Below are 20,604 nucleotides of genomic sequence, written 5' to 3' on the forward strand. Positions count from 1 at the left end.
GGCCGCCGGGGACGGCACCGGGTCCCGCGCACCGTCCGCACCCCGCGCCGCGGCACCCGGGAGGCCCACCGCCCGCCCCGGGCCGGTCCGGCGGCCCCGGCGCGGCCACCACCGCCCGCCCCGGGACCCCGCGCACATCCCTTGACCCCTCCGGCTCCCCGGCCCAGGATCGGGCCATGACGCCCGGACACGGCAGTACCGTCGACGGGGTGCTGCGGCGCAGCGCCCGCCGCAGCCCCGAGCGCGTCGCGGTCGAGTACCGCGACCGCTCCTGGACCTACCGGGAACTCGACACCGCGGTCTCCCGCGCGGCGGGCGTCCTGCGGGACCGGGGGCTCGCCCCCGGCGACCGGGTCGCCGCCTACGGGCACAACTCCGACGCCTACCTCATCGCCTTCCTCGCCTGCTCCCGCGCCGGGCTGGTCCACGTCCCGGTCAACCACCACCTCACCGGCGACGACCTCGCCCACGTCCTCCGCCAGTCCGGCAGCGCCCTGGTCCTCACCGACCCCGCCCTCGCCGCGCGGCTCCCGGAGGGGGCGCCCGCCCTGCCGCTGCGCGACGCCGACGGGGCGCTCCTGGACCGGCTGGCCGGGGCCGCGCCGTACGACGGGCCGGAGCCCGGGGACGGCGACCTGGTGCAGCTCCTCTACACCTCGGGCACCACCGCCCGGCCCAAGGGCGCCATGATGACCCACCGGGCACTGGTCCACGAGTACCTGAGCGCCGTCACCGCCCTCGACCTGCGGGCCGCGGACCGCCCCGCGCACGCCCTGCCCCTGTACCACTCGGCGCAGCTCCACGTCTTCCTGCTGCCCTACCTCGCCGTCGGCGCGACCAGCGTCATCCTGGACGGGCCCGACGGCGACCTGCTCCTCGACCTCGTCGAGGCCGGCCGGGTGGACAGCCTCTTCGCGCCGCCCACCGTGTGGATCGCCCTCGCCAACCGCCCCGACTTCGCCACCCGCGACCTCGCCGGACTGCGCAAGGCCTACTACGGGGCCTCGGTCATGCCGGTGCCCGTGCTGGAGCGGCTGCGCGCCCGGCTGCCCGGGCTGGCCTTCTACAACTGCTTCGGGCAGAGCGAGATCGGCCCCCTCGCCACCGTCCTCGGACCCGACGAGCACGAGGGCCGCCTCGACTCCTGCGGGCGGCCCGTCCTGTTCGTCGAGGCCCGCGTGGTCGACGAGGACGGCGCCGACGTGCCCGACGGCACGCCCGGTGAGGTCGTCTACCGCTCACCGCAGCTCTGCGAGGGCTACTGGGACGAGCCGGAGGAGACCGAGGCCGCCTTCCGGGGCGGCTGGTTCCACTCCGGCGACCTCGCCGTCCGGGACGCGGACGGCCGGCTCACCATCGTCGACCGGGTGAAGGACGTCATCAACTCCGGCGGTGTGCTGGTCGCCTCGCGCCAGGTCGAGGACGTCCTCCACACCCACGGGGCCGTCGCCGAGACCGCCGTCATCGGCCTGCCCGACGAGCGCTGGATCGAGGCCGTCACCGCGGTCGTCGTCCCCCGTGAGGGCGTCGCCGTCGGTGAGGACGAGCTGATCGCCCACGCCCGCGCACGGCTCACCGGCTTCAAGGTCCCCAAGCGGGTCCTCTTCGTCGACGCCCTCCCGCGCAACGCCGGCGGGAAGATCCTCAAGCGCGAGCTGCGCGCCCGCTTTGCCCCGGCGCAGCCTCCCGGGTGACCCGCCCGGGGCCATGCGGCGGTGTCCGGGGAACCCGGCACGGCGGGTCGCCCGCACGGCCTGTTCGCGCCCCCTCCCGGTCGCTAGGCTGACCGCGCAGGGCCGAGACGTGAGGAGTACGGACGTGGCCGAGAGCACCACCCACCAGCGCCCGCACACGGGCTGGGACAAGCCCGAACTGGATCTGAGCAACGCGCAGTGGCGGTCCAGCAGCGGCGGCAGGGGGGACGTCCAGATCGCCTTCGTCGAGGGCTTCATCGCCATGCGCAACGGCGGCAGCCCGGGGAGCCCCTCCCTGATCTTCACCCCGGACGAGTGGGGTGCCTTCGTCTCGGGGGCGCGGGGCGGCGAGTTCGACCTCACCTGAGCCGCCCCGCCCGGCGGGCCGCCCCCGCCCGACCCGCTCCGCCCGCCGGTGCCCCGGCCCGTCGGCGTCCCGGTCGGCCCGGTGCGCCGACCGGATGAACGGGGGTGTGCCGGACGGCGCCCTGGGGAAGGCGGCTCACCGGAGGTGAGGACCATGAACACCCTGCCGGTCATCGCGGCGGTCGACGGATCCCCGGACAGTCTGCGCGCCCTCGACTGGGCCGTCGACGCCGCCCGGGTCCGCGGCGCCGCCCTGCGCGTCGTGCACGTGCGGCAGTACGCGGCCTGGGGCCAGACCGACGTCCTGGTCGCCGGACCGCCCGACTCCGGCGAGGACCCCGTCCTGGAGGAGGCACGCGACCACCTGGCGGGCCGGGCCGACGCCGCGACGACGGACTACCTCGGCCTGGACGGCGCCCCCGGGGCCGTCCTGCCGGAGCTGGGCGCCGACGCGGGACTGCTGGTGCTCGGCTCCCGGGGCCGCGGCGGCTTCGCCAGCCTGCTGCTCGGCTCCATCGGCCTGGCCGCCGCCCGCGACGCGCCCTGCCCCGTCGTCGTGGTCCCCCGGCCCGGCCGTGAGGTGCCCGAGGGGCCGGTCCCGCCGGGCAGCGGCCCCCGGGTCGTCGTCGGGCTGAACGTGGACAGCCCCGACGAGGCGACCCTCGCCTTCGCCTTCGAGGAGGCCGCCCGGCGCGGCGCCCGCCTCCAGGTCCTCGCCGCCTACCCGTGGCCGATCCAGACCTGGGCCGCGGGGCAGGTCGTCGCCCCGGTGATCGACGAGACGGCCGTCGCCAACGACACCCGGGTCCTCGCCGACGGCTTCCTCGCCCCCCACCGCGGCCGCCGTCCGGAGGTCCGGGCCGAGCCGTACGTCGCCCCGGGCGATGCCGCCGGACAGCTCGTGGCCGCCTCCCGGGACGCCGATCTGGTCGTCGTCGGCCGCCACCGCCGGCGCCTGCTCGCCCCCGCCCGGATGCTGGGCTCCGTGACCCACGCCGTGCTGCTCCACGCGGCGGCCCCCGTCGCCGTGGTCCCCCCGTCCCCGGCCGAGGAGTAGCCCCGGGGGCGCCCCTCCGTCGGCCCCCTCCGGAACGCCGCGGCACCCCCGCCCGGACGGCCTCCGGGCGGGCCGGGGGAGCGCCGTCCCGGCCGTCGCCCGTGGGGCGTTCACCCGGCCGGGCCACGTACCATGTCGGCATGTCGTTCCTCCGCCGCCGCAGCGCCACCCCCGCCGGGCCAGACTTCGACGTACTGGCCATGGACCCGGGTGACTGGCCCGGCAACCTCGGCGCCGGGCTGCTCCCCGCGCCCGACGGAAGCTGCCAGGGCGTCTTCCTGCGCTACGACCTGTTCGGCGGGCGCGGCCCCGCGATGATCATCGGCAATCTGCCGGAGGGCTCCCCGGCCCGCGAGGTCCCCGAGGGCGAGGTCCCCTTCGAGGTGGCGCAACTGCTGCTGGCCCTGGAGAACGACGAGGAGGTGACCGTCGTCGGCGCCGAGGACGTGCCCGTGATGCAGGGTGACAACCTGCTGATCGTGCGCCGCCTCAAGCTCTCCGAGAGCCGGATCTCCTGCGTCCAGTTCGACCGCAGCGACCGGGTCCTGGTCACCATCGCCGCCTGGGACCGCCCCATCACCGACGACCTGTACGCCCTGCTGAAGCCGCTCCCGGCGGAGCTGTTCCAGCAGGGCTGACCGGCCCGACGGCGTCCCCGCTACCGCCCCGGGGACGCCACCGTCACGTCGGCGGCACGCACGTACGCCACCCGGTGGCCGTACTGGATCTCGTAGTACAGGTCCTCACCGGTCACCACCCGGTGCGAGGCACCGCCGAAGTCCACCGCGTAGTAGTACTCGCCCGGCACCTTGTCCCCGGCCACGTACGTCTGGCCCTTCGGCAGGGTGTACGGCAGCGGCGACACCGCCTGGACCGGCACCTCCGCCGGGTAGGCCGCCGGCTCCGGATAGGCCCGCCCGTACACCGGGATGCTCTCCAGACCCTCCCTCGGGGTGATCAGCAGCGCCCGCGCGGGCACCGCCGCCGGCTGCCTGCGCGGGTTCGGGAACCACGCCTTCTGCCCCAGGTACCAGATGGCCGTCCAGTCGCCCCAGCGGTCCGCCACCGCGAACCGCTGGCCGGTGGAGACCCGGGACGACAGGTCGTTCACCCCGGTCGTCGGCGCGCCGCCCAGGCCGATGTCCCTGATCAGGGGCGCGTTCGCATCGTGGTCGGAGTACAGCCGCACATCGCTCGAACCGTGCGGGACGCACGCCTCGCCCCGGGTCGCGCACCCGGTGTACTCGGGCCGGTTCGAGGCGTAGTCCGGGCGGATCGTCACCGCGTCGGCGCCCGGCCCGGCGGTCGGCACCAGCGGGCGGCCGAGCAGCTCGAAGTAGTGCCGCCAGTCCCAGTACGGCCCCGGGTCGGTGTGCATGCCGGCGACGGTCGCCGTGGTCGGTCCGGGCACGTTGCCGTGGCCCAGGATGTGCTGCCGGTCCAGCGGGATGCCGTACTTCCCGGCCAGGTACCGCACCAGCCGTGCCGAGGAGCGGTACATCGCCTCCGTGTACCAGGCGTCCGGCTCGGCGAGGAAGCCCTCGTGCTCCAGCCCGATCGAGTTGGCGTTGACGTACCAGTTGCCCGCGTGCCAGGCCACGTCCTTCGCCTTCACGTGCTGGGCGACGTGGCCGTCGGTGGAGCGCAGCGTGTAGTTCCAGGAGACGTACGTCGGGTCCTGGACCATGTTCAGCACGCCGTTCCAGGCGCCCTCGGTGTCGTGGACGACGATGTACCGCACGCGCTGCGAGGCGGGCCGGTTCCCGAGGTCGTGGTTGCCGTAGTCGCCGTCGCCGAACTCCTCGTACGGGGCCGGGATCCACTCGCAGGGCACCGAGGCCGGGCACTCGGTGCCGGCCGTCGCGGCGGCCCGCAGTCCGGTGCGCCGGAGCTGCGCCGTGTCGGGGGCCAGGCCGGGGTCGGCGGCCAGCGCGACCCGCTGGCCGGCGTCGGTGGTGCGCTCCCGGCCCTCGCGGATCACCGAGAAGACGTCGTCGGCGTAGGCCGCCGCCGTCGCGGCGTCGTCCGCGCCGGAGAACCCCGCCACCGCCCCGTACCAGTCGGCCGGGTCGCTGCTGAGCGGCTCGCCCAGATCCCGCTGGGCGGCGGCGAGCAGCGCGGCCCCTCCGGCCACGTTGGCGGCCGGGTCCTCGCGCAGCGCCGCCGGGCCGAGTCCGGTCAGCCCGGCCGCCCTCGGCAGGGTGGTCAGCCGGGCGGGCGGCGGCCCGGTCTCCGGCGCGGGCCTCGCCCGGGGCCGCAGCGGGGCGCGGGCGCCGTCGCCGCGCGGGTCCTCGGTGCCCTCGCCGTGGTGGGAGGCGCCGGCCAGGGCGGTACGGGCGTCGGTGAGGTGCATCGGACCGTAGCCGCCGCTGACACTGGGCGAGCCGCCGTGGCCGTCCCAGCGGGACTGGAGGTAGGAGACGCCGAGCAGCACGCTCGACGGCACCCCGTACTCGGCGGACGCGTCGGCGAAGGCCCGCTGGAGGCGGTCCGGCGCGGGCGGAGCGGCGACGGCGCCGGAGGCGGAGGGCGCCGCGCCGAGCAGCGGCAGCAGCAGCGCCGCCGAGGCCAGGACACCGGCCGCGGCACGGCCGCGACCGCGGCCGGGAGCGGACGGGGGAAGGGGGACGGGTCGTCGCAAGGCGGCCTCCTGTGACGGTGGGGCGTGACGGGGCGTGCGGGACCCAGTGCCGCGGCACTGGCGCCCGACAGTGGTACCGGGCGCCGTGACGATCCGTCAATCATGCGAGGGGGGACGGCGATTCGCCCCGCCGCCGGGGGCCGGCCGGGTTCCGCCGCGGGTGGGCCGCGGACCTGCGCGGCGTCAGTGGCGTACACCGGCGGCGGTCCCGAGGGCGGGAACACGGAACGAGGGGCCGGGCCGCGTCCCGCTCCGGACGCGCCCCGGCCCCTCGTCCACCGCCTCAGCGGGTGCCGACCGCCGCCCGTACGGCCCGACGGGCGAGCTGGCAGTCGTCGTGCAGCCGCCGCAGCAGCAGCCGCTGCTCCTCCCCGGACGGCACCGCGCCCGGGTGTCCCGCGCCCGGCGCCGACGCGGGCGACTCCCTGAGCGAGCGCTGCACGGCCGTCTCGTAGGTGCGGATCTCCCGGGTCAGCACGATCATCAGATTGACCAGGAACGCGTCCCGCGCGGCCGGTCCCGCCGACTGGGCGAGGTGGCTGATCCGGCGGCGGGCCTCCGGCGAGTCACCGAGCACCGCCCACAGCGTCGCCAGGTCGTAGCCCGGCAGGTACCAGCCCGCGTGCTCCCAGTCCACCAGCACCGGACCCGCCGGAGACATCAGGATGTTGGAGAGCAGCGCGTCGCCGTGGCAGAACTGGCCCATGGCCTCGCGCCCGGCCGCCTGGGCGATGCCGTGCAGCAGCTTCCGCAGGTCGCCCAGGTCCCGGTCGGTGAGCAGGCCCAGCTCGTGGTCCCGGGAGATCCGCCGCGCGTAGTCCAGCGGGGCGACGAAGGTGCCGGCCGGTGGCCGCCACTCGTTGAGCCGGCGGACCGCGCCGAGCACCGCCCGGATGTCCGCGCGCGGCGGCGCCTCCACCGGGTGGCGCAGCAGCGCAGCCGGGCGGCCCGGCATCCGCTCGATCACCAGGGTGCCGTTGTCCGGATCCGCCGCGATCAGCCTCGGCACCCGCACCGGGGGGCGGTGCCGGACGAACGAGCGGTAGACCCCTATCTCGTGCCGGGTGCGCTCCGCCCACGCGGGGGAGTGGTCCACCAGGCACTTGGCGACCGCCGTACTGCGCCCGGTCGTGCCGACCAGCAGCACCGAGCGGCCGCTGCGGCGCAGCACCTGCACCGGGGCGAACTCGGGGCAGACCCGGTGCACCGAGGCGATGGCGGCGCGCAACTGGGCGCCCTGGGCGCCGGACAGGTCGAGCCGTCCGCTGAGTGTCTGGCCGCCGGGTACCGCCCCGTGCCGCGGCCTGCCCGCTCCGAGCACCGGGGCCGCCGGACGGGCGGGGGCCAGGTACGGGCCGCCGCTCCCCGCCGGACGGGGGTGCGGCGGGCGGGGCGGGGCGGCCACGGAGGACGATGCTGCGTACATGGGCGAGACAGATCCCTTCGTGTGGCTGGTGTGCCTGTCCGGACGGCGCCGCCCCCACGGGCGCGCCGTCCTCGTCGTCGTCGCGCCCCCCGGCCCGGCCGCCGGGCCACCCTGGGGAGTGAGCCCCGGCGACCGGGTCGGGACGGCGCTTTCCTACCTGACACCCGCCCGGCCGTGGCACACCATCTGGCGCACCCTGGCGAACGGTGGCGAATAGTCGCCCGGCAATCCGCACGGGGCTAGTGTCAACTCAGCCGAGAACCTGGGGGCTTGACGTGAGTGGACGAACCAACGCCCGCCTTTCGGACCTGTTCGGCCTGGCCGGCTGGTCCAAGGGTGAGCTGGCGAGGCTGGTCAACCGGCAGGCGGCGGCCATGGGCCACCCCCAGCTGGCGACCGACACCTCGCGGGTGCGGCGGTGGATCGACATGGGAGAGATCCCGCGCGATCCCGTGCCGAGGGTGCTGGCGGTGCTGTTCACCGAGCGTCTCGGCCGTGTCGTGACCATCGAGGACCTCGGTCTGGTCCGGCACGGGCGTGCGGGAAAGCGGTCGCCCGACGGGAACGAGGAGCATCCCGACGGAGTGCCGTGGGCGTCCGGGCGGACCGCGGCGGTCCTCACCGAATTCACGGGAATGGACCTCATGCTCAACCGACGCGGCTTGGTGGGCGCGGGCGCCGCGCTCGCCGCGGGAACAACCGTACTCAGCGGTGCCATGCGGGACTGGTTCCACACCGGTCCCGCCCCGGTCGCCGACGCACCCCACTCCCTCGACACCCCGCACGCCGAACCCGCCGGGTTCGACCGCTACGAGGCCGCGCCCCTCGGGTCGCAGGAGATCGAGGAACTGGAGCGCTCGGTCGAAGTCTTCCGCGCCTGGGACGCCGCCCGCGGCGGCGGCCTCCAGCGCAAGGCGGTGGTGGGCCAGCTCAACGAGGTGGGCGGCATGCTCGCCTACCACCACCCGCCCCACCTCCGGCGGCGCCTGTGGGGCGTCGCCGCCAACCTCGCCGTCCTCGCGGGCTGGATGTCGCACGACGTCGGCCTGGAGCCCACGGCCCAGAAGTACTTCGTCATCGCGGCCCACGCGGCCCGCGAGGGCGGGGACCGGCCCCGCGCCGGGGAGGCACTGTCCCGGGCGGCCCGCCAGATGGTCCACCTCGGCCGCCCCGACGAGGCGCTCGACCTGCTGAAGCTCGCCCGCACCGGCTCGGGCGAGGAGGCCCTGCCCCGCACCACGGCGATGTTCCACACCGTCGAGGCCTGGGCGCAGGCGTCCATGGGCCGGGGCCAGGCGATGCGCCGCACCCTGGGCCTGGCGGAGGAGCTGTTCGTCTCCGACCGGGGCGACGTGCCGCCGCCGAGCTGGATGCAGCTCTTCAACGAGGCCGACCTGTACGGCATGCAGGCCCTCGCCCACCGCACCCTCGCCGAGTTCGAGCCCGGCGCCGCCGTGCAGGCCCGGCACTACGCTGACAAGGCGCTCGCCCTGCGGGTCGACGCCCAGCAGCGGTCCAAGATCTTCGACTTCCTGTCCATGGCGTCCGCCTGCTTCATCGCGGACGACCCCGAACAGGCGGACGGGTTCGCGCGGCTCGCCCTGGTGTCGATGGGCTCCAACTCCTCCCGGCGCACTTGGGACCGGCTGCGCCAGATGTACCGGCTCACCGCCGAGTACGCCGGGTATCCGAGGATCAGGGAACTGCGGGAGGAGATCGCCCTGGCACTGCCCCGGCCGAGGCAGCCCGGGGGCCGGGGCGGGGCCGCCGCCCGGGCGTAGGGCCCCGGCGGCCCGCGGGGCTCCGGCGGTGCGGGGGGCCCGGCGGATGGAGCCCCCGCCGGGGCACGCTCCGGGCGCCGTGCGGCGGTTGTTCCGCCGTGTCCCGTGGCTACTCCGTCACCCTGGCCACCAGGGTCCACCCGCCCGTCTCCGGGCGGGGCGCCTCCGGTCCGCCCGGGGCCCCGGTGAGCCACCGCAGCGCCTCCCCGGCGGTGCGGGCCCCGGTGAGCCGGGCGGCGAGGGCCGTGAGAGGGCCCCGGTCCGGCCCCGCCGTGGCGGTGCGCAGGACCAGCAGGTCACCCGGTGCGAGCACCGCCGTGCGCCCCGGGCCGTCGAGGACACCGGCCGCCCCGCCCCGGAAGAGCAGCGGGGCGGGGCCCCCGGCGTGCGCCCAGGTGAGGGCGCGGGTGCCGGGACGGTAGCCGCAGCAGACGGTGACGGCCGGGGCCGGCAGCGCGGCGTCCGCCAGGAACAGGGCCAGCCGGTCCGGCAGTTCCCGGGGCCCGGCACCGGCCAGGGCCAGCCCGCGCAGGGCGCCGAGCAGCGCCGCGATGCCCTGGGAGGCGCTGCTGCCGCCGGTGCGGACGCCCCCCTCGGGGGCGGTGCCGGGCACCGGCGCGCTCGCCGTCCCCGGCGCGGTCGCGGCGAGGACGCCCACGGTGAGCAGCGTGCCGTCGCCGCCCAGCGCGCACGCGTCGTACCAGCCGTCGGTACCGGGCCCGCCGTCGGCAAAGGCCGGGCCGTCCGCGGCGAGGTCCAGGCCCGGCCGCCCCCGGCGCGGGAACCGCAGCGGCCCGCGCCACGGCGGCGCCACGGCACCGGCGGCACCCTGCCCCCCGGGGTCCGCCGCCGTACCCGGGGTGTGCCGCGGGCGCGGGCCCGGGAGGGGCACGCCGGTCTCGCGCAGCACCGCCCACATCGAGGCGATGCCGCCGTCGGGGCCGGGCACGGGACCGCCCAGCATGTGCACGGGCCGTACGGTGCCGTCGGGCCGCCGCACCCGGAACTCCCCGTCGACGGGCCGGGCGTCGACGAGGCAGTCGGTGACCATCCCGGTGAGGGCGGGCCGGTCCTCGGGCAGCACCACCGAGGGCAGGGCGTCGAGGCCGAGCGGTGCGGAGTCCGGGTCGCGCCCGAGTATCCGGAACAGCCCGGCCGACCACTCGGCCCGGCCCGTCAGCAGGTCCCACTCCGCGCTGCCCACCCGGCCGGGCGGCCCGGCCGGCTCCCCGGCCGCCGGAACGCCCCGCAGATCCGCCAGGCTCCGCCCGGCGGCGTCGAGGTGACGCAGCGCCACGGCGTACAGGGCGTGCCGCCGGGAGCCGTGCGGGTGCGCGGCGCCGTCCGGGGCGGCGTGCCGCGCCGCGTCCACGTCGCCGCGCAGCCGCCGGGTCCGCAGGATCAGCGCGTCCAGCGCTCCGTGCGGCGACGGCGCGGCCGGGCGGCCCGCGGAGAGGGGGGACGGCATGACGCACTCCGGTGTGCAGACGGGTAGGGCCCCGTGGGGAGCCGGGGCCTGCGGAGGGACCGTTCCGACGATCGCACAGCCCGGGGCGCCCCGGGAGGCGTTTGGCGACACCGGGCGCGACGGTGTCTTTGGCATGTGCCAGGGTCTTCCCGGAGGGCACCGGGCGGCTGCGCGGAGGCGGCGGGACGATCCGAAGTCGGCTTCTGGGCAAGGGTTTTGACAGTTCCGTTGCGGCGACGACCGTGTCGGAGCGCTCCGTCCCGCCGTCCGTCCCGGTGACGATCCGGGCGCGCCCGCCCTCGTCCCAGGCGGCGTCCCGCACTTCCCGGCGGAACCGGACGGCGCCGTCGAGCCCCTGGTCCCGGCAGACCGCCTCGATGCGGCCGAGGATCTCGGAGCCCGGGGGTGAAGTTCCCGCGCCAGTCGTGGACCGGGCGAACGAGAAGCTGTGGTATCGGGGCGGCGGATCGCAGGCCACGCCCGGATGGGGGGTGTCCCGCCAGTGGTCCCGCCGACGCGTTCGGCCTTCTCGAAGACGGTGCACGACACCCGGGAGCCCGCCGCGGTTCGCGCACCGCGCAGATTCCCGATGCACCGGCACCGGCACCGGCACCGACGACCGCGACCCGTACCGAACGCTCCACGCCCCCGCCTGCCGAGGGAGGAACAGATGACTTCAGAAGCCCGACCGCGCGCCGGCCGGGCGGCCACGGCCGGTCGCGGAAGGCGTGCGACCCCGTGACCGCGTCGAATTCCCGGCGGGAGAGAATGGGAGGACCGGCCACCGTCGCCGGACGAACGGTCCGGGCACTGACCTTCCGCACCGATGTGGATCTTGACCCGTTCCGGTTCGGTGGCCACGGCAGCCGGTATGCGCGGAGGCCGGACCCGGTGGTGCGGCCCCGGAGGGCGGTGCCGGTGCCGGTGCCGCTGCCCCGAGGGTGCCGTGACGGGAGACGATGACCGCCCCGGAACCACGGCCCGCCCGGCCGGGGCCCGACGGGGGCACCGCACCAAGGCGCGGGCCGCCCCGGGGTGTGCCCGTCGGAACGTGGCCTGCCCGCCGTGCGCACACACGACACCTGAGAAGGGGACCATGACCACCTGGACCACCCGCCCCGAGACCACCGAGGACATCTCCGCCGTCCGGCGGATTCTCCTCGGGGCCTTCCCCACCGCCGCGGAGGCCGACATCGTCGATGCCCTGCGCGCCGACCCGAACGCGTGGATCGACGGCCTGGCCGTGGTCGCCGCGGCCGCCGACGGCACTCCGGTCGGGTACGCGCTGCTCACCCGCTGCCATGTCGGCGGTCAGCCCGCCCTCGCCCTGGCCCCATGTGCCGTGCTGCCCTCGGTCCAGCGCACCGGCGCCGGCACCGCCGCCGTTCGGGCCGCCCTGGACGCGGCTCGGGCCGTGGGAGAGAACCTGGTTCTTGTCCTGGGCCACGCCTCCTACTATCCCCGGTTCGGCTTCACTCCCGCCTCCCGCTTCGGCATTCGCGCGCCCTTCGACGTACCGGATGAAGCCATGATGGCCCTGGCCCTCGACGACACCCGCTCCGTCCCGACCGGCACCATCCGCTATCCCCCCGCGTTCGGCGTCTGATCTCTTCCCGCGGTGCCCCTGGACTCGTGCTCCGGGGGCGCCACGGTCCCGGGTGGAAGAGCCGCGGCGGCCCGTGGAGCCCGGCTCGTCCTAGAGGAAGACGCCCGCCCCTCCAGGACGCCGCCGCAGGCGGAGCCCCGGTCACTGCGAGGCCGCACGTGTCTCGCCCAGCGCGGGGCTCCAGGGCCGCGGTCGTGAAGCACGGCTGTTCCGCGCCCGTCGAGGATCCTGCTGAAGCCAAATGCATGGCATGTACTCGATCATCTGGGTACGGTGAGGATCTTTGGGTGGACGGTCAAGCGCATACGGGGGCGTAGCGGCATGACGGGCGAGCCGGACGGAACGAGACCACATCCACCGATGCCGCCGCATCCTCCGCGGCCCGCGCCCCCGGAGCCCAGGACGGGGCCACCGAAATGGGCCTGGTGGGTCGTCGGCATCCTCGTCCCGGTGCTCGGCCTGGTCGTCACGCTGGTCACTCAGGGGGCCAATCGCCCTGCCCGGCCCGCGGCTGCTTCCCCGGCATCACCCGAGGCGTCGGCTCCGGAGGCGACGGGAACCGCAGCCCCGAGCGAGCCGGCCGCCGGTGGGGTGACCACTCTCCCTCCTTCGCCGACGCCCTCGGAAACGTCGGTGGCGATCCTCAGGACCGGCGACTTCACGCTCCTCAGGGGCTACAGCGCCGATCTCGAGCACGGCACGGTCGGGGCTTTGGTGACGAGCCCCGACATGATGTGGAACGGCGGCACCACGTTCTCCGTCATGAACGGACGCGTGGGGGACTCCTCGCAGGGGGCTACCCCGAAGACCTGTACGAGCGCCCTTGCCTCGCCGTCGTCCACCGCCTGGATGGTCCCCGGCCTGGAGGGGACCTGGTTCTGCATGCCGACCAGCGCGAACCATCTGGCGGCAGTCCAGTGGCTGGGCGTCGGGAACGGGGGTCACCGCTACCACTACATCCTTTGGGACACGCCCGCCCCCCAGGCCGACCAGGCGTACTGACCCGCGGCGTCGTCGATGCGGCTGAGCGCTCGTCGCGCCGTCCGCCGCGGACGCCCACCGGCTGAAGTACGGCTCACCGGCACGAATCTGCCCACCCCCCGGCACCGGGGATATGAGCACTCATTCGGGTTCTCCCCGCTCGTGCTCACGCTGATCTTCGCGGTGCACGTCGCCCCGCCCATCCCGTCCCTGCTCATCGCAGACCTCCGCCCGACTCGTCGGCCGCCGCAAGGTGCTGCTCCCGGCCGTACTGCCGGCCGCGCTCGGCTCCCTCGTGTTCGCCCTCGCCGACGGCATCGCCCGCCTTTTCGCGGCCCGCCTGCTGCAGGGCCTGGCCGTGGGCGCGGCGTCCGGAGCGTCCCCCGCTGCACTGAGTTCCGTGACCGGACTTTCCTGAGCGCCCGCCACGTCACCCTGCTCCGGCAGCGGCAACCTCGCCCTGGCCGGCGGAGCCGTCACGCTGATGCCCGCCTGCTTTGTGGCCGCGCAACTCGCGGTGCCGGGACGCCGGGCGCCCGGCCTCCGGATCACGGACCCGGTCCTGCCGGCCGTCGGCCCGGTCCTGCTGGTGGTCGCCGGACGTACCGGCTCACTCGCCCTGCTGCTGGCCGCCACCGTCATCGGCGGGAGGGGGCAGGGGCTGACCTTCCTCGGCGGCATCATCCAGGTCAACCTGCTCGCCCCCGAGGACCGGCACGCGGAGGTGCCCTCCGGCTTCTACGTCGTCTGCCTCGGCGTCGGAGTCCCCCTCGTCGGAGTCGGCCTCCCGGCCACCGCGACCGGCTTGCTGACGGCGGTTCAACTCTGCGCCGCAGTCGTGGTTCTGCTGTGCCTCCTGGACGTGTTCGCTCTGGCCAGCAAGCGCTGCGAACAGCCCTCAGCAGGCCAGGGGGTGGAGGACGTCTTCCCCCGGCGTCGGCGCGCTCCCCGCCGTGGTCCCGGGCGCGCGGGCGTGCTTCACGGTGTCTCCCTGTGACCCGCCGGTCGGGGGCGGGCGGTGCCGGAACGTGACGGAGGCGACTCGGCGGCGCCAGCCCCTCCGCACCTCTGCGGGCAGCCCGGCATACAGGAAGAGGCGGCGGCCGGGACGACTCCGCGACGCGTGGTCGCCGCGTTCCTCGACCGGGTGAAGGAACGCGGCGAGTACGGCATGGGGGGAGAAGCCGAGCGCGCGGTCCGCATGGTGCTCGCCCCGCCGGGCGTCTCCGGTCGGCGAAGTACGCGCCCGGTTCGCGTCACGCCTGGCGGAGGAACCCGCCCCGAACCTGCTCCACTCCATCCGTATCGCCGAACCGCTGCCGGCGGAAGGGCTCGTGAGGACGGCCGCGGCATGGATCGAGGGCGCCACCGGGCAGACCGTGCCCCGGGACACCGGTGCCGCCCTGCCCGCGGTCGGCGACACCGCCGACGACGACCCGGTGGGCCAGAACCTGCTCCAGCACCCGTCGGCCACGAACCGGTCGATCGGCGGCCCCGGAGCGGCCGACCGCGCCCGCCTCAACCGGACGTGAACCCCTGGCTTCCGCCGGTCGGGACGGGGGACCGGCCGACGCCGGGGGCCGCGGTGCCGGTTGGTTCGCCGGATGCACGGGAAGAGGCGGCGCGGGCGCGCGCGGGTGACTACCGTTGCTCCTCCGGTGATCAACAGGGGCGGAGGAAGGCGATGTTGCTGCGTAAGGGTGAGAACACGGCGTTGCTGACAGCGCGGACGGTGCTGACGGTGGCGGTGCAGGGGCTGTCGGCGGACGTGTCCGCGCTGCTGCTCGGTGCTGACGGCAGGGTGCGCGGTGATCACGACCTGGTCTTCTACAACCATCCGGCTCAGGACGGCGTGTCCGTCCAGGGCGCGGCGGTCACCGCGGAGCTTTCTCACCTGCCGGTGGGCGTGCACCGTGTGGTTGTCGTGGCGAGCGCCGATCCGCTGCAGCCCGGCGCCGTCTTCACCCGGGCACCCCGACTGACGGTCACCCAGAACGGCGCTCCGGCGGCGTCGTTCACCGCGCCGGACTTCACGTCCGGCGAGACCGTCGTGGTCCTGGCGGAGCTGTACCGACGCGGTGACGGCTGGAAGGTCCGGGCCGTGGGGCAGGGGTACGCCTCCGGCCTCGCGGGACTGGCGACCGACTACGGCGTCGACGTCGACCCGGAACCCGAAACCGGCGGTGCGCCGCTGCCCGCTCGGACGCGCACGGCAAGCGCAGGCTCCGCCTCGGTCGACCTGACGAAGCTGGAGCGGCGGGCCCCGGGCCTGCTGGCCCCCGCCCGCCAGGCCGGCCGGGTCCTCGCGGACCGGGGGATCACGGGGCGGCGGGCCGCCGTCTACCTGATCCTGGACCACGACTCGCACATGGAGGAGCTCTACGAGTCGTTCGCCGTGCAGGCGTTCGCCGAACGCGTCCTGGCCCTGTCGGCCAACCTCGACGACGACGGCACGGTACCTGTGATCTTCTCCAGCGGAGACGATCCGTTCCTCGAGGAGATCCGGCTGGACAACTACCGCGGCCGCATCGGACAACTCCACACCCAGGTCGACTGGGGCTGGGGGAACGTCGCCAACGCGATGCGCCGTGCCGTCAGCCACTACCAGGAGTCCGGAGCCTCCGACCCCGCCTTCATCGTGACCCAGGTCGGTGACGAGCCCTGGGACAAGGCGGAGGTCCGCTCCCTCCTCCAGAACACCGCCTCACTGGGCGTCTTCTGGCTCTTCGTCGGCTTCGGCCGAGGCAAGCTCGCCTTCTACAAGAACCTCAACGCCTCCACCTCGGCCACCTTCACCAACGTCGCCTTCTACGACGCCAGCAAGAACCCCGGCTCGGTCCCCGGCGAACGGTTCTACACGGGCCTGGTCGACTCCTTCGCGACCTGGATGCGCTCATGAGGCCGTAACCGGGGGCACTGCGCCACCGTTTCGGCGATGACCGGGGGAGTGCTGGTGCACCTCGAATCCCGACGTTCCACCGTCGAACCCCCGATGACGTCCCGGTGGCTGACTGCGGGGGCGGGCCGCGTGCCACCCGGCCGAACGGATGCGGCACGCCTGGAGCTGCGGGCAGGCAGTGGTGCTCCGCCGGTGTCAGGAAGCTGCCGCGCGTGCCGTCTCCAGTTCGGCGACCAGCCGCACGACCCGCTTGTTCCGGACCCGGACGGAGCTGTGGCCCGACAGCATGTACAACAGGTCCGTCCCGCCCGAGGCCAGTACCAGCTCCGGGACGTCGGACGAGTGGACCGCGCCCGACAGGACGGCCACCCGCACCTCCAGGATGTCCTCCCACGCGTGGGACCGCGCGTTGAACAGCCCGGAGTACCTCAGCCCGTCCGGCCCGTAGCGGACGCCGAACACCGGCGCGCGGAACGTCATCACCGCACCCGGAACGCCCAGGATGACGACCGGGAGCAGATGGACCGCCTGCCTCACTCCCGTCGCCATCGCGACGGCGACCAGCAGGCACGCACCGCCCATCAGGAAGTAGCAGAGAGCTCCGAGAAGGGGGCGCCTCTTCCGCATGTCCGCCTCCGGTTCCGCGGTGTGTGGCGTCGCCCGAGGTCCGGAGCCGCCGTGATCGTCCACGAAACAGCTTACGAATACCGGGGCGGCCGTCCGAGGGCGGAGTCGCCCGTCCTTCGGCCCTGCTCTTCGCGAACTCCGAGGCCGGAGGCGTTGCGGCCCTGCCGAGTGGGGTGTCGGACGTCAGCGCAGATGTTCCAGGATGTCGCGCGCCCGGTTCACCTCGTAGTCCACCAGATCATCAGCCCCGTCCAGTGACTCGCCCAGGGCGACGGCCTCGCGCAGTGCGTGCCCGGCTGTGCCGTGATCACCGTCAGAGGCCAGCATGTCGCCAAGGACCACCAGGGCTCTCACTTTCAGTGCTGAAGCCCCGAGCTCGCCTGCGAGGTCACGCAAAGCAGCTTTCGCGACCTCGCCCTCACCACGATCAGCCCGCATCAGCGCCTTGCGGAACCGCAGTTCACCATCCACGTCCGGATCATAGGTTGCTCCATGGCCCGGTGGGCGTTGCGTCGTTCCCAAGCCGGTCGAGGTGAGCGCCGTGCGGGACTTCGGTGGTCCGGCGGGGGAGGGCGTGTCCTGGCGGTGGTTCCGAGACGTCCGCCTGGCCCGGACAGACGTGAGCCGGTGCGGGTCGGGTCGGCTTTCCCCGGGGTCCCACGGGGCGCGGGTGATCGGACGAGCGAGGCGGAGTCGGCCGCAGGCGGTGATGACCAGCCGGGTCCGACCGGTCCGCCGCCTCCGGTTCCCGCAGCCGGGGGGCGGGTCCGGCCCGGTGCCCGTTCCGAGACCACGGGCACCGCCTGACCCGGCCGCTGCCCAGGCGTGGCTTCGAGGATTCCGGACACCGAGTGATCCGGGCCGATCACATACCCGCCGCGATGTCGCGGGCGAGCCGCGTGCAGTGCCTGCGCGCCGCCGCGATCTGCTCGTGGTCCGTGGGACGCAGGCCCTCGCGCTCGCGCGCCAGTCGGGCTCGTGCCTTCGGTCGCCGGCGCCCACCGTCCTGGCGCCGCGTGAACCCGGATCGCGTCCGCCGTTCCCGCCCCGCTCGCCGCGCGGCCGCCGGAGGGCGGGGCGTGCGGCGGGCAGGGTGTCACGGCCGACGCGGGCGGCACGCTCCGGGAGCGGTGTCCCCCTCGGGCCGGTGCCGTCGCGGGGGACGGTTCGCGTACGGGCGCCCGTGCCGGTTCGTGTACGGGCGCGGCCCGGGCCGGTGCCGGGGTCAGTACCGCAGGACGCCCGCGATGCCGTGGGCGTCCCCCAGGGCGCCGTCCGGCACGAAGCGGACATCGGCCCCGGTGTCCAGGCACTGCTCGACGATCTCGTCCACGATGTCCTCGCGGGCGTCCAGGTCGCCGCTCTCCGCCGGGACCAGGTGGTCGCCGTCGTCGCGCACGGTCACCCGGTAGTTCTCCTCGACGGCCAGCAGCCGGACCCGTCCGGTGCGGGCGTTCTCCCACAGCTCGTCGACGCCGGCCGCGAAGTCCTTGCGCCCGCGCGCCGCCTCCAGTTCCCGCGCCACCTCGTCGGCCGCGCCGCGCGCCTCGTCGGTGAGGGCCGGGGCGACCGCCTGCCACACGGCCTCCGGGGTGCCGTTGGCCAGGCCGCCGTGCGGGACGGTCATCGCGTCGCGCAGCGTGGTTCCGGCCTCCTCCATCAGCGCCAGCGCCGCCTGCGTGCCGGTGACGTACAGCGGACGGGGATGGGCGCGCAGCACCTCGGCCATCGCGGCGTCCGCCTCGCGGAGGAACTGGCGGGTGCCCTCGTCCTGGAAGGTGCTGGGGGAGTCCCCGATGCGCTCCTGGCGCTCCGGGTCGAAGTTCTCCGGCGGCCGGTCCATCGGGAAGCCGTTGAGGTGCTCCTCGGTGACCCGGTCCACCCCGCCGCTCCACAGGGTGACGCGGTCGGCCGCGACCGAGAGCACCCAGAACGGCCGCTCGGACGCCTGGGCGGCCACGAGGTTGCGGGTCAGGAAGGTGTCCGACAGCACGACCCGCTCCGGAACGGAACGGGCGAGCGTCCACACCTGGTGCTCGCCGGGCGCGGCGAACAGGACCAGGCCGTCCTCGGCGTGCGTGAGGTCCACCTCGGCGAGGGCCCGGTCCAGCTCCCGGGAGACGTCGAGGCGCCGGTCGCGGGTGACCGCCGGGTCGTCCTCCAGCTGCCGTTTGGCCTCCGCGACGATGTTGCGCAGCCGGACCGGGTCCTGGGAGTTGTCCGGTGCGCGGCGGTGGGTCGGCGTCAGTACGGACACCGCGGGATACGGGCGGGCGCGCCGCAGTTCGGCGAGGGTGTCGGGACTCAGCTCGTGCTCCATGTCAGCACCATAGAGCCGTGGGGCGTATCCGGCATTCGGGGCAATTCACCCCGCCCGGGGTGGTGCGCCGGGTGCCCGCGCCGGTCGGGGCGCCGTTCAGCGGTCGTCGCCCTCCGGACCGCAGGAGGAGCTGCCGCCGGACGGCAGGGAGCCGTACAGCAGGAAGTCGTCCACCTTGCGGTGCACGCACTTGGAGGAGGCGTACCCGGTGTGCCCCTCGCCCCGGTTGTCCAGCACCACGGCCGAGGGGCCGAGCCGCCGGGCGGTCTCCTCGGTCCAGCGGTACGGCGTCGCCGGGTCGCCGCGCGTGCCCACCAGCAGCATCCTCGGGGTGTCGACGTGCTTGACCCGCTCGCGGATGTAGTCGGTGCCCCGGGGGCGTCCGTGGCACATCAGCACCTGGGTGAGCCGGTAGCGGCCGAAGACCGGGGACGCCTCCTCGTAGCGCCTGCGCAGCTCCCCGAGGGACCGGGTCACCTGCCCGGCCGTGGGACGGTCGGGATCGTCCGCGCAGTTCACCGCCATCAGCGCGGACGGCATGTTGTCGAGGGGGACGTCCTCCGGGTCGGTGAGCCCGGCGCCGGCGGCCCGGGGGGCGGGCGGCGGCGCGGCGCGGACGGGGAGGGTGACGCCGCCGGAGGTGAAGCCCTCCAGGCCGCGGGTGTCGCCGTCGTCCAGCAACTGGCCGAGGGCCCGTTCCAGTGACGGCCACAGCTGCCGGCTGTAGAGCGCCTGTCCGATGGCGCCGACGAGGTCCTGGCCGGAGAAGGGCTCCCCGAAGGCGCTCGGTACCGGATCCGAGTCCAGCGAGGCGACGATCCGCACCACGGCGCCGCGGGCGGTGCGCGCGTCCCGGCCGAACGGGCAGGCGACGTCCCGCACGCACCAGTCGAGGAAGTGGTCCAGCGCGATCTGCTGGCCGCGCGCCCCGGCGAGCCCCTGCGCGGAGGGCGGTTCGGTCAGGGTGTCCACGCCGTCCAGCACCATCCGGCCCACCGCGCGGGGGAACCGTGCCGCGTACACCGCCCCCAGCCGCGTTCCGTAGGAGAAGCCCAGGTAGTTGAGCCGGTCGTCGCCGAGCGCCCGGCGCATCACGTCCAGGTCGCGCGCGGCGTCGACCGTGCCCATGTGACGCAGCACGGGTCCGGAGTGCGCCGCGCACTGGGCGGAGGCGTCGCGCAGGATGCGGAGCGCCTCCCGGGGGTCGGTCAGCTCCCGGTCGGGGTCCGTGGCCTTCATGATCTCCGCCGTGGCGGGTCCGCAGGTGACGGGGGAGGAGCGGCCGACACCGCGCGGATCGAACGACACCACGTCGTAGCCGTTGGTCAGCTGCATGAACTCCTTGCCCGCGGCGGCGAGTTCGTCGACGCCCGAGCCGCCGGGACCGCCGAAGTTCAGCACCACGGACCCGCGCGAGCCGCCGGTCGCGCGGTAGCGGGCGACCGCGAGGTCGAGGGTGGCCGCGCCGGGCCGGGCGTAGTCGAGGGGGACGGTGACCTTGCCGCACTGGAGGTCGGGCGGCATGTCCACGCCGACGCAGCGCGACCAGCGGACGGTCTGCCGGTGGAACCGCGACAGTCCGTCGGACGCGGGCTCGGCGATGGTGGCCGGGAGGCCCGCGCCCAGCAGGGCCAGACCGAGTGCCCCGGTGACCGCGCGGCCCCCGAGAGAGGGCCGAGTCGACGTCTTGACCTGCATCGATGCCTCCCGGACGCTCCGTCGCGGACCGGTGCTCGGC

The 20,604-nt window shown here is 75.2% G+C and carries 19 protein-coding genes; 12 read left to right on the forward strand and 7 right to left on the reverse strand.

The annotated features are described in order from the left end of the window. Positions 1–176: 176 nt before the first annotated feature. The 4 genes from ACZ7LB_RS10855 (at position 177) to ACZ7LB_RS10870 (ending at position 3,755) form a co-directional block, all read left to right on the forward strand. Complete coding sequence (locus ACZ7LB_RS10855; protein WP_471467034.1) at positions 177–1,694, forward strand: acyl-CoA synthetase; 1,518 nt, start codon at positions 177–179, stop codon at positions 1,692–1,694. 124 nt (positions 1,695–1,818) lie between these two features. Then, entirely contained in the window at positions 1,819–2,061 is a 243-nt protein-coding gene (locus ACZ7LB_RS10860) for a DUF397 domain-containing protein (RefSeq protein ID WP_471467036.1), read from the forward strand. 153 nt (positions 2,062–2,214) lie between these two features. Further along, the gene (locus tag ACZ7LB_RS10865) at positions 2,215–3,117 is read left to right on the forward strand and encodes a universal stress protein (protein ID WP_471467038.1); all 903 of its coding nucleotides are present in this window, start codon (positions 2,215–2,217) and stop codon (positions 3,115–3,117) included. A 140-nt stretch (positions 3,118–3,257) separates the two neighbouring features. Then, a complete protein-coding gene (locus tag ACZ7LB_RS10870; RefSeq protein ID WP_161228465.1) occupies positions 3,258–3,755 on the forward strand; it encodes a hypothetical protein in 498 nt (165 codons plus the stop codon). A 20-nt stretch (positions 3,756–3,775) separates the two neighbouring features. On the opposite strand, the gene ACZ7LB_RS10875 is transcribed toward ACZ7LB_RS10870, so the two are convergent. Together ACZ7LB_RS10875 and ACZ7LB_RS10880 are read right to left on the reverse strand one after the other, a co-directional pair. Further along, positions 3,776–5,758 carry an N-acetylmuramoyl-L-alanine amidase gene (locus ACZ7LB_RS10875; protein WP_471467040.1) on the reverse strand — a complete coding sequence of 661 codons (1,983 nt, stop codon included), beginning with the start codon at positions 5,756–5,758 and terminating at the stop codon, positions 3,776–3,778. 283 nt (positions 5,759–6,041) lie between these two features. Further along, positions 6,042–7,184, reverse strand: a complete 1,143-nt coding sequence (locus ACZ7LB_RS10880; protein ID WP_471467042.1) for an aminoglycoside phosphotransferase family protein — start codon at positions 7,182–7,184, stop codon at positions 6,042–6,044. On the opposite strand from ACZ7LB_RS10880, the gene ACZ7LB_RS10885 reads away from it, so the two are divergent. Further along, positions 7,183–7,401: a hypothetical protein gene (locus tag ACZ7LB_RS10885; RefSeq protein ID WP_471467044.1), complete on the forward strand. Its 219-nt coding sequence runs from the start codon at positions 7,183–7,185 to the stop codon at positions 7,399–7,401. The genes ACZ7LB_RS10880 and ACZ7LB_RS10885 overlap by 2 nt on opposite strands. A 58-nt stretch (positions 7,402–7,459) precedes the next feature. Further along, positions 7,460–8,965 carry a DNA-binding protein NsdB gene (locus ACZ7LB_RS10890; RefSeq protein WP_471467046.1) on the forward strand — a complete coding sequence of 502 codons (1,506 nt, stop codon included), beginning with the start codon at positions 7,460–7,462 and terminating at the stop codon, positions 8,963–8,965. A 109-nt stretch (positions 8,966–9,074) separates the two neighbouring features. Here ACZ7LB_RS10890 and ACZ7LB_RS10895 read toward each other — a convergent pair whose 3' ends face one another. Further along, the gene (locus ACZ7LB_RS10895; protein ID WP_471467048.1) at positions 9,075–10,433 is read right to left on the reverse strand and encodes a PAS domain-containing protein; all 1,359 of its coding nucleotides are present in this window, start codon (positions 10,431–10,433) and stop codon (positions 9,075–9,077) included. A gap of 1,096 nt (positions 10,434–11,529) precedes the next feature. Between ACZ7LB_RS10895 and ACZ7LB_RS10900 the strand changes: the two genes are divergently transcribed. From ACZ7LB_RS10900 to ACZ7LB_RS10925, 6 genes are all read left to right on the forward strand, one after another. Then, a complete protein-coding gene (locus tag ACZ7LB_RS10900) occupies positions 11,530–12,039 on the forward strand; it encodes a GNAT family N-acetyltransferase (RefSeq protein WP_471467050.1) in 510 nt (169 codons plus the stop codon). 633 nt (positions 12,040–12,672) lie between these two features. Further along, entirely contained in the window at positions 12,673–13,041 is a 369-nt protein-coding gene (locus ACZ7LB_RS10905; protein ID WP_471467052.1) for a hypothetical protein, read from the forward strand. A 232-nt stretch (positions 13,042–13,273) separates the two neighbouring features. After that, positions 13,274–13,438 carry a hypothetical protein gene (locus ACZ7LB_RS10910; RefSeq protein WP_471467053.1) on the forward strand — a complete coding sequence of 55 codons (165 nt, stop codon included), beginning with the start codon at positions 13,274–13,276 and terminating at the stop codon, positions 13,436–13,438. A gap of 66 nt (positions 13,439–13,504) precedes the next feature. Then, positions 13,505–14,017 carry a hypothetical protein gene (locus ACZ7LB_RS10915; RefSeq protein WP_471467055.1) on the forward strand — a complete coding sequence of 171 codons (513 nt, stop codon included), beginning with the start codon at positions 13,505–13,507 and terminating at the stop codon, positions 14,015–14,017. Between the two features lie 337 nt (positions 14,018–14,354). After that, complete coding sequence (locus tag ACZ7LB_RS10920) at positions 14,355–14,552, forward strand: hypothetical protein (RefSeq protein WP_471467057.1); 198 nt, start codon at positions 14,355–14,357, stop codon at positions 14,550–14,552. 152 nt (positions 14,553–14,704) lie between these two features. Beyond that, positions 14,705–15,919 carry a VWA domain-containing protein gene (locus ACZ7LB_RS10925; RefSeq protein ID WP_471467058.1) on the forward strand — a complete coding sequence of 405 codons (1,215 nt, stop codon included), beginning with the start codon at positions 14,705–14,707 and terminating at the stop codon, positions 15,917–15,919. Between the two features lie 195 nt (positions 15,920–16,114). On the opposite strand, the gene ACZ7LB_RS10930 is transcribed toward ACZ7LB_RS10925, so the two are convergent. The 4 genes from ACZ7LB_RS10930 to ACZ7LB_RS10945 all read right to left on the reverse strand — a co-directional run bounded on the left by ACZ7LB_RS10930 (position 16,115) and on the right by ACZ7LB_RS10945 (position 20,564). Continuing rightward, complete coding sequence (locus tag ACZ7LB_RS10930) at positions 16,115–16,546, reverse strand: hypothetical protein (protein WP_471467060.1); 432 nt, start codon at positions 16,544–16,546, stop codon at positions 16,115–16,117. A gap of 183 nt (positions 16,547–16,729) precedes the next feature. Continuing rightward, positions 16,730–17,017: a hypothetical protein gene (locus ACZ7LB_RS10935; RefSeq protein WP_471467062.1), complete on the reverse strand. Its 288-nt coding sequence runs from the start codon at positions 17,015–17,017 to the stop codon at positions 16,730–16,732. A gap of 754 nt (positions 17,018–17,771) precedes the next feature. Then, positions 17,772–18,866 carry a baeRF3 domain-containing protein gene (locus ACZ7LB_RS10940; RefSeq protein WP_471467063.1) on the reverse strand — a complete coding sequence of 365 codons (1,095 nt, stop codon included), beginning with the start codon at positions 18,864–18,866 and terminating at the stop codon, positions 17,772–17,774. A 96-nt stretch (positions 18,867–18,962) separates the two neighbouring features. Beyond that, the gene (locus tag ACZ7LB_RS10945; RefSeq protein ID WP_471467065.1) at positions 18,963–20,564 is read right to left on the reverse strand and encodes an alpha/beta hydrolase; all 1,602 of its coding nucleotides are present in this window, start codon (positions 20,562–20,564) and stop codon (positions 18,963–18,965) included. Positions 20,565–20,604: the final 40 nt, after the last annotated feature.

The organism is Streptomyces sp. NPDC107521 (assembly GCF_055598485.1).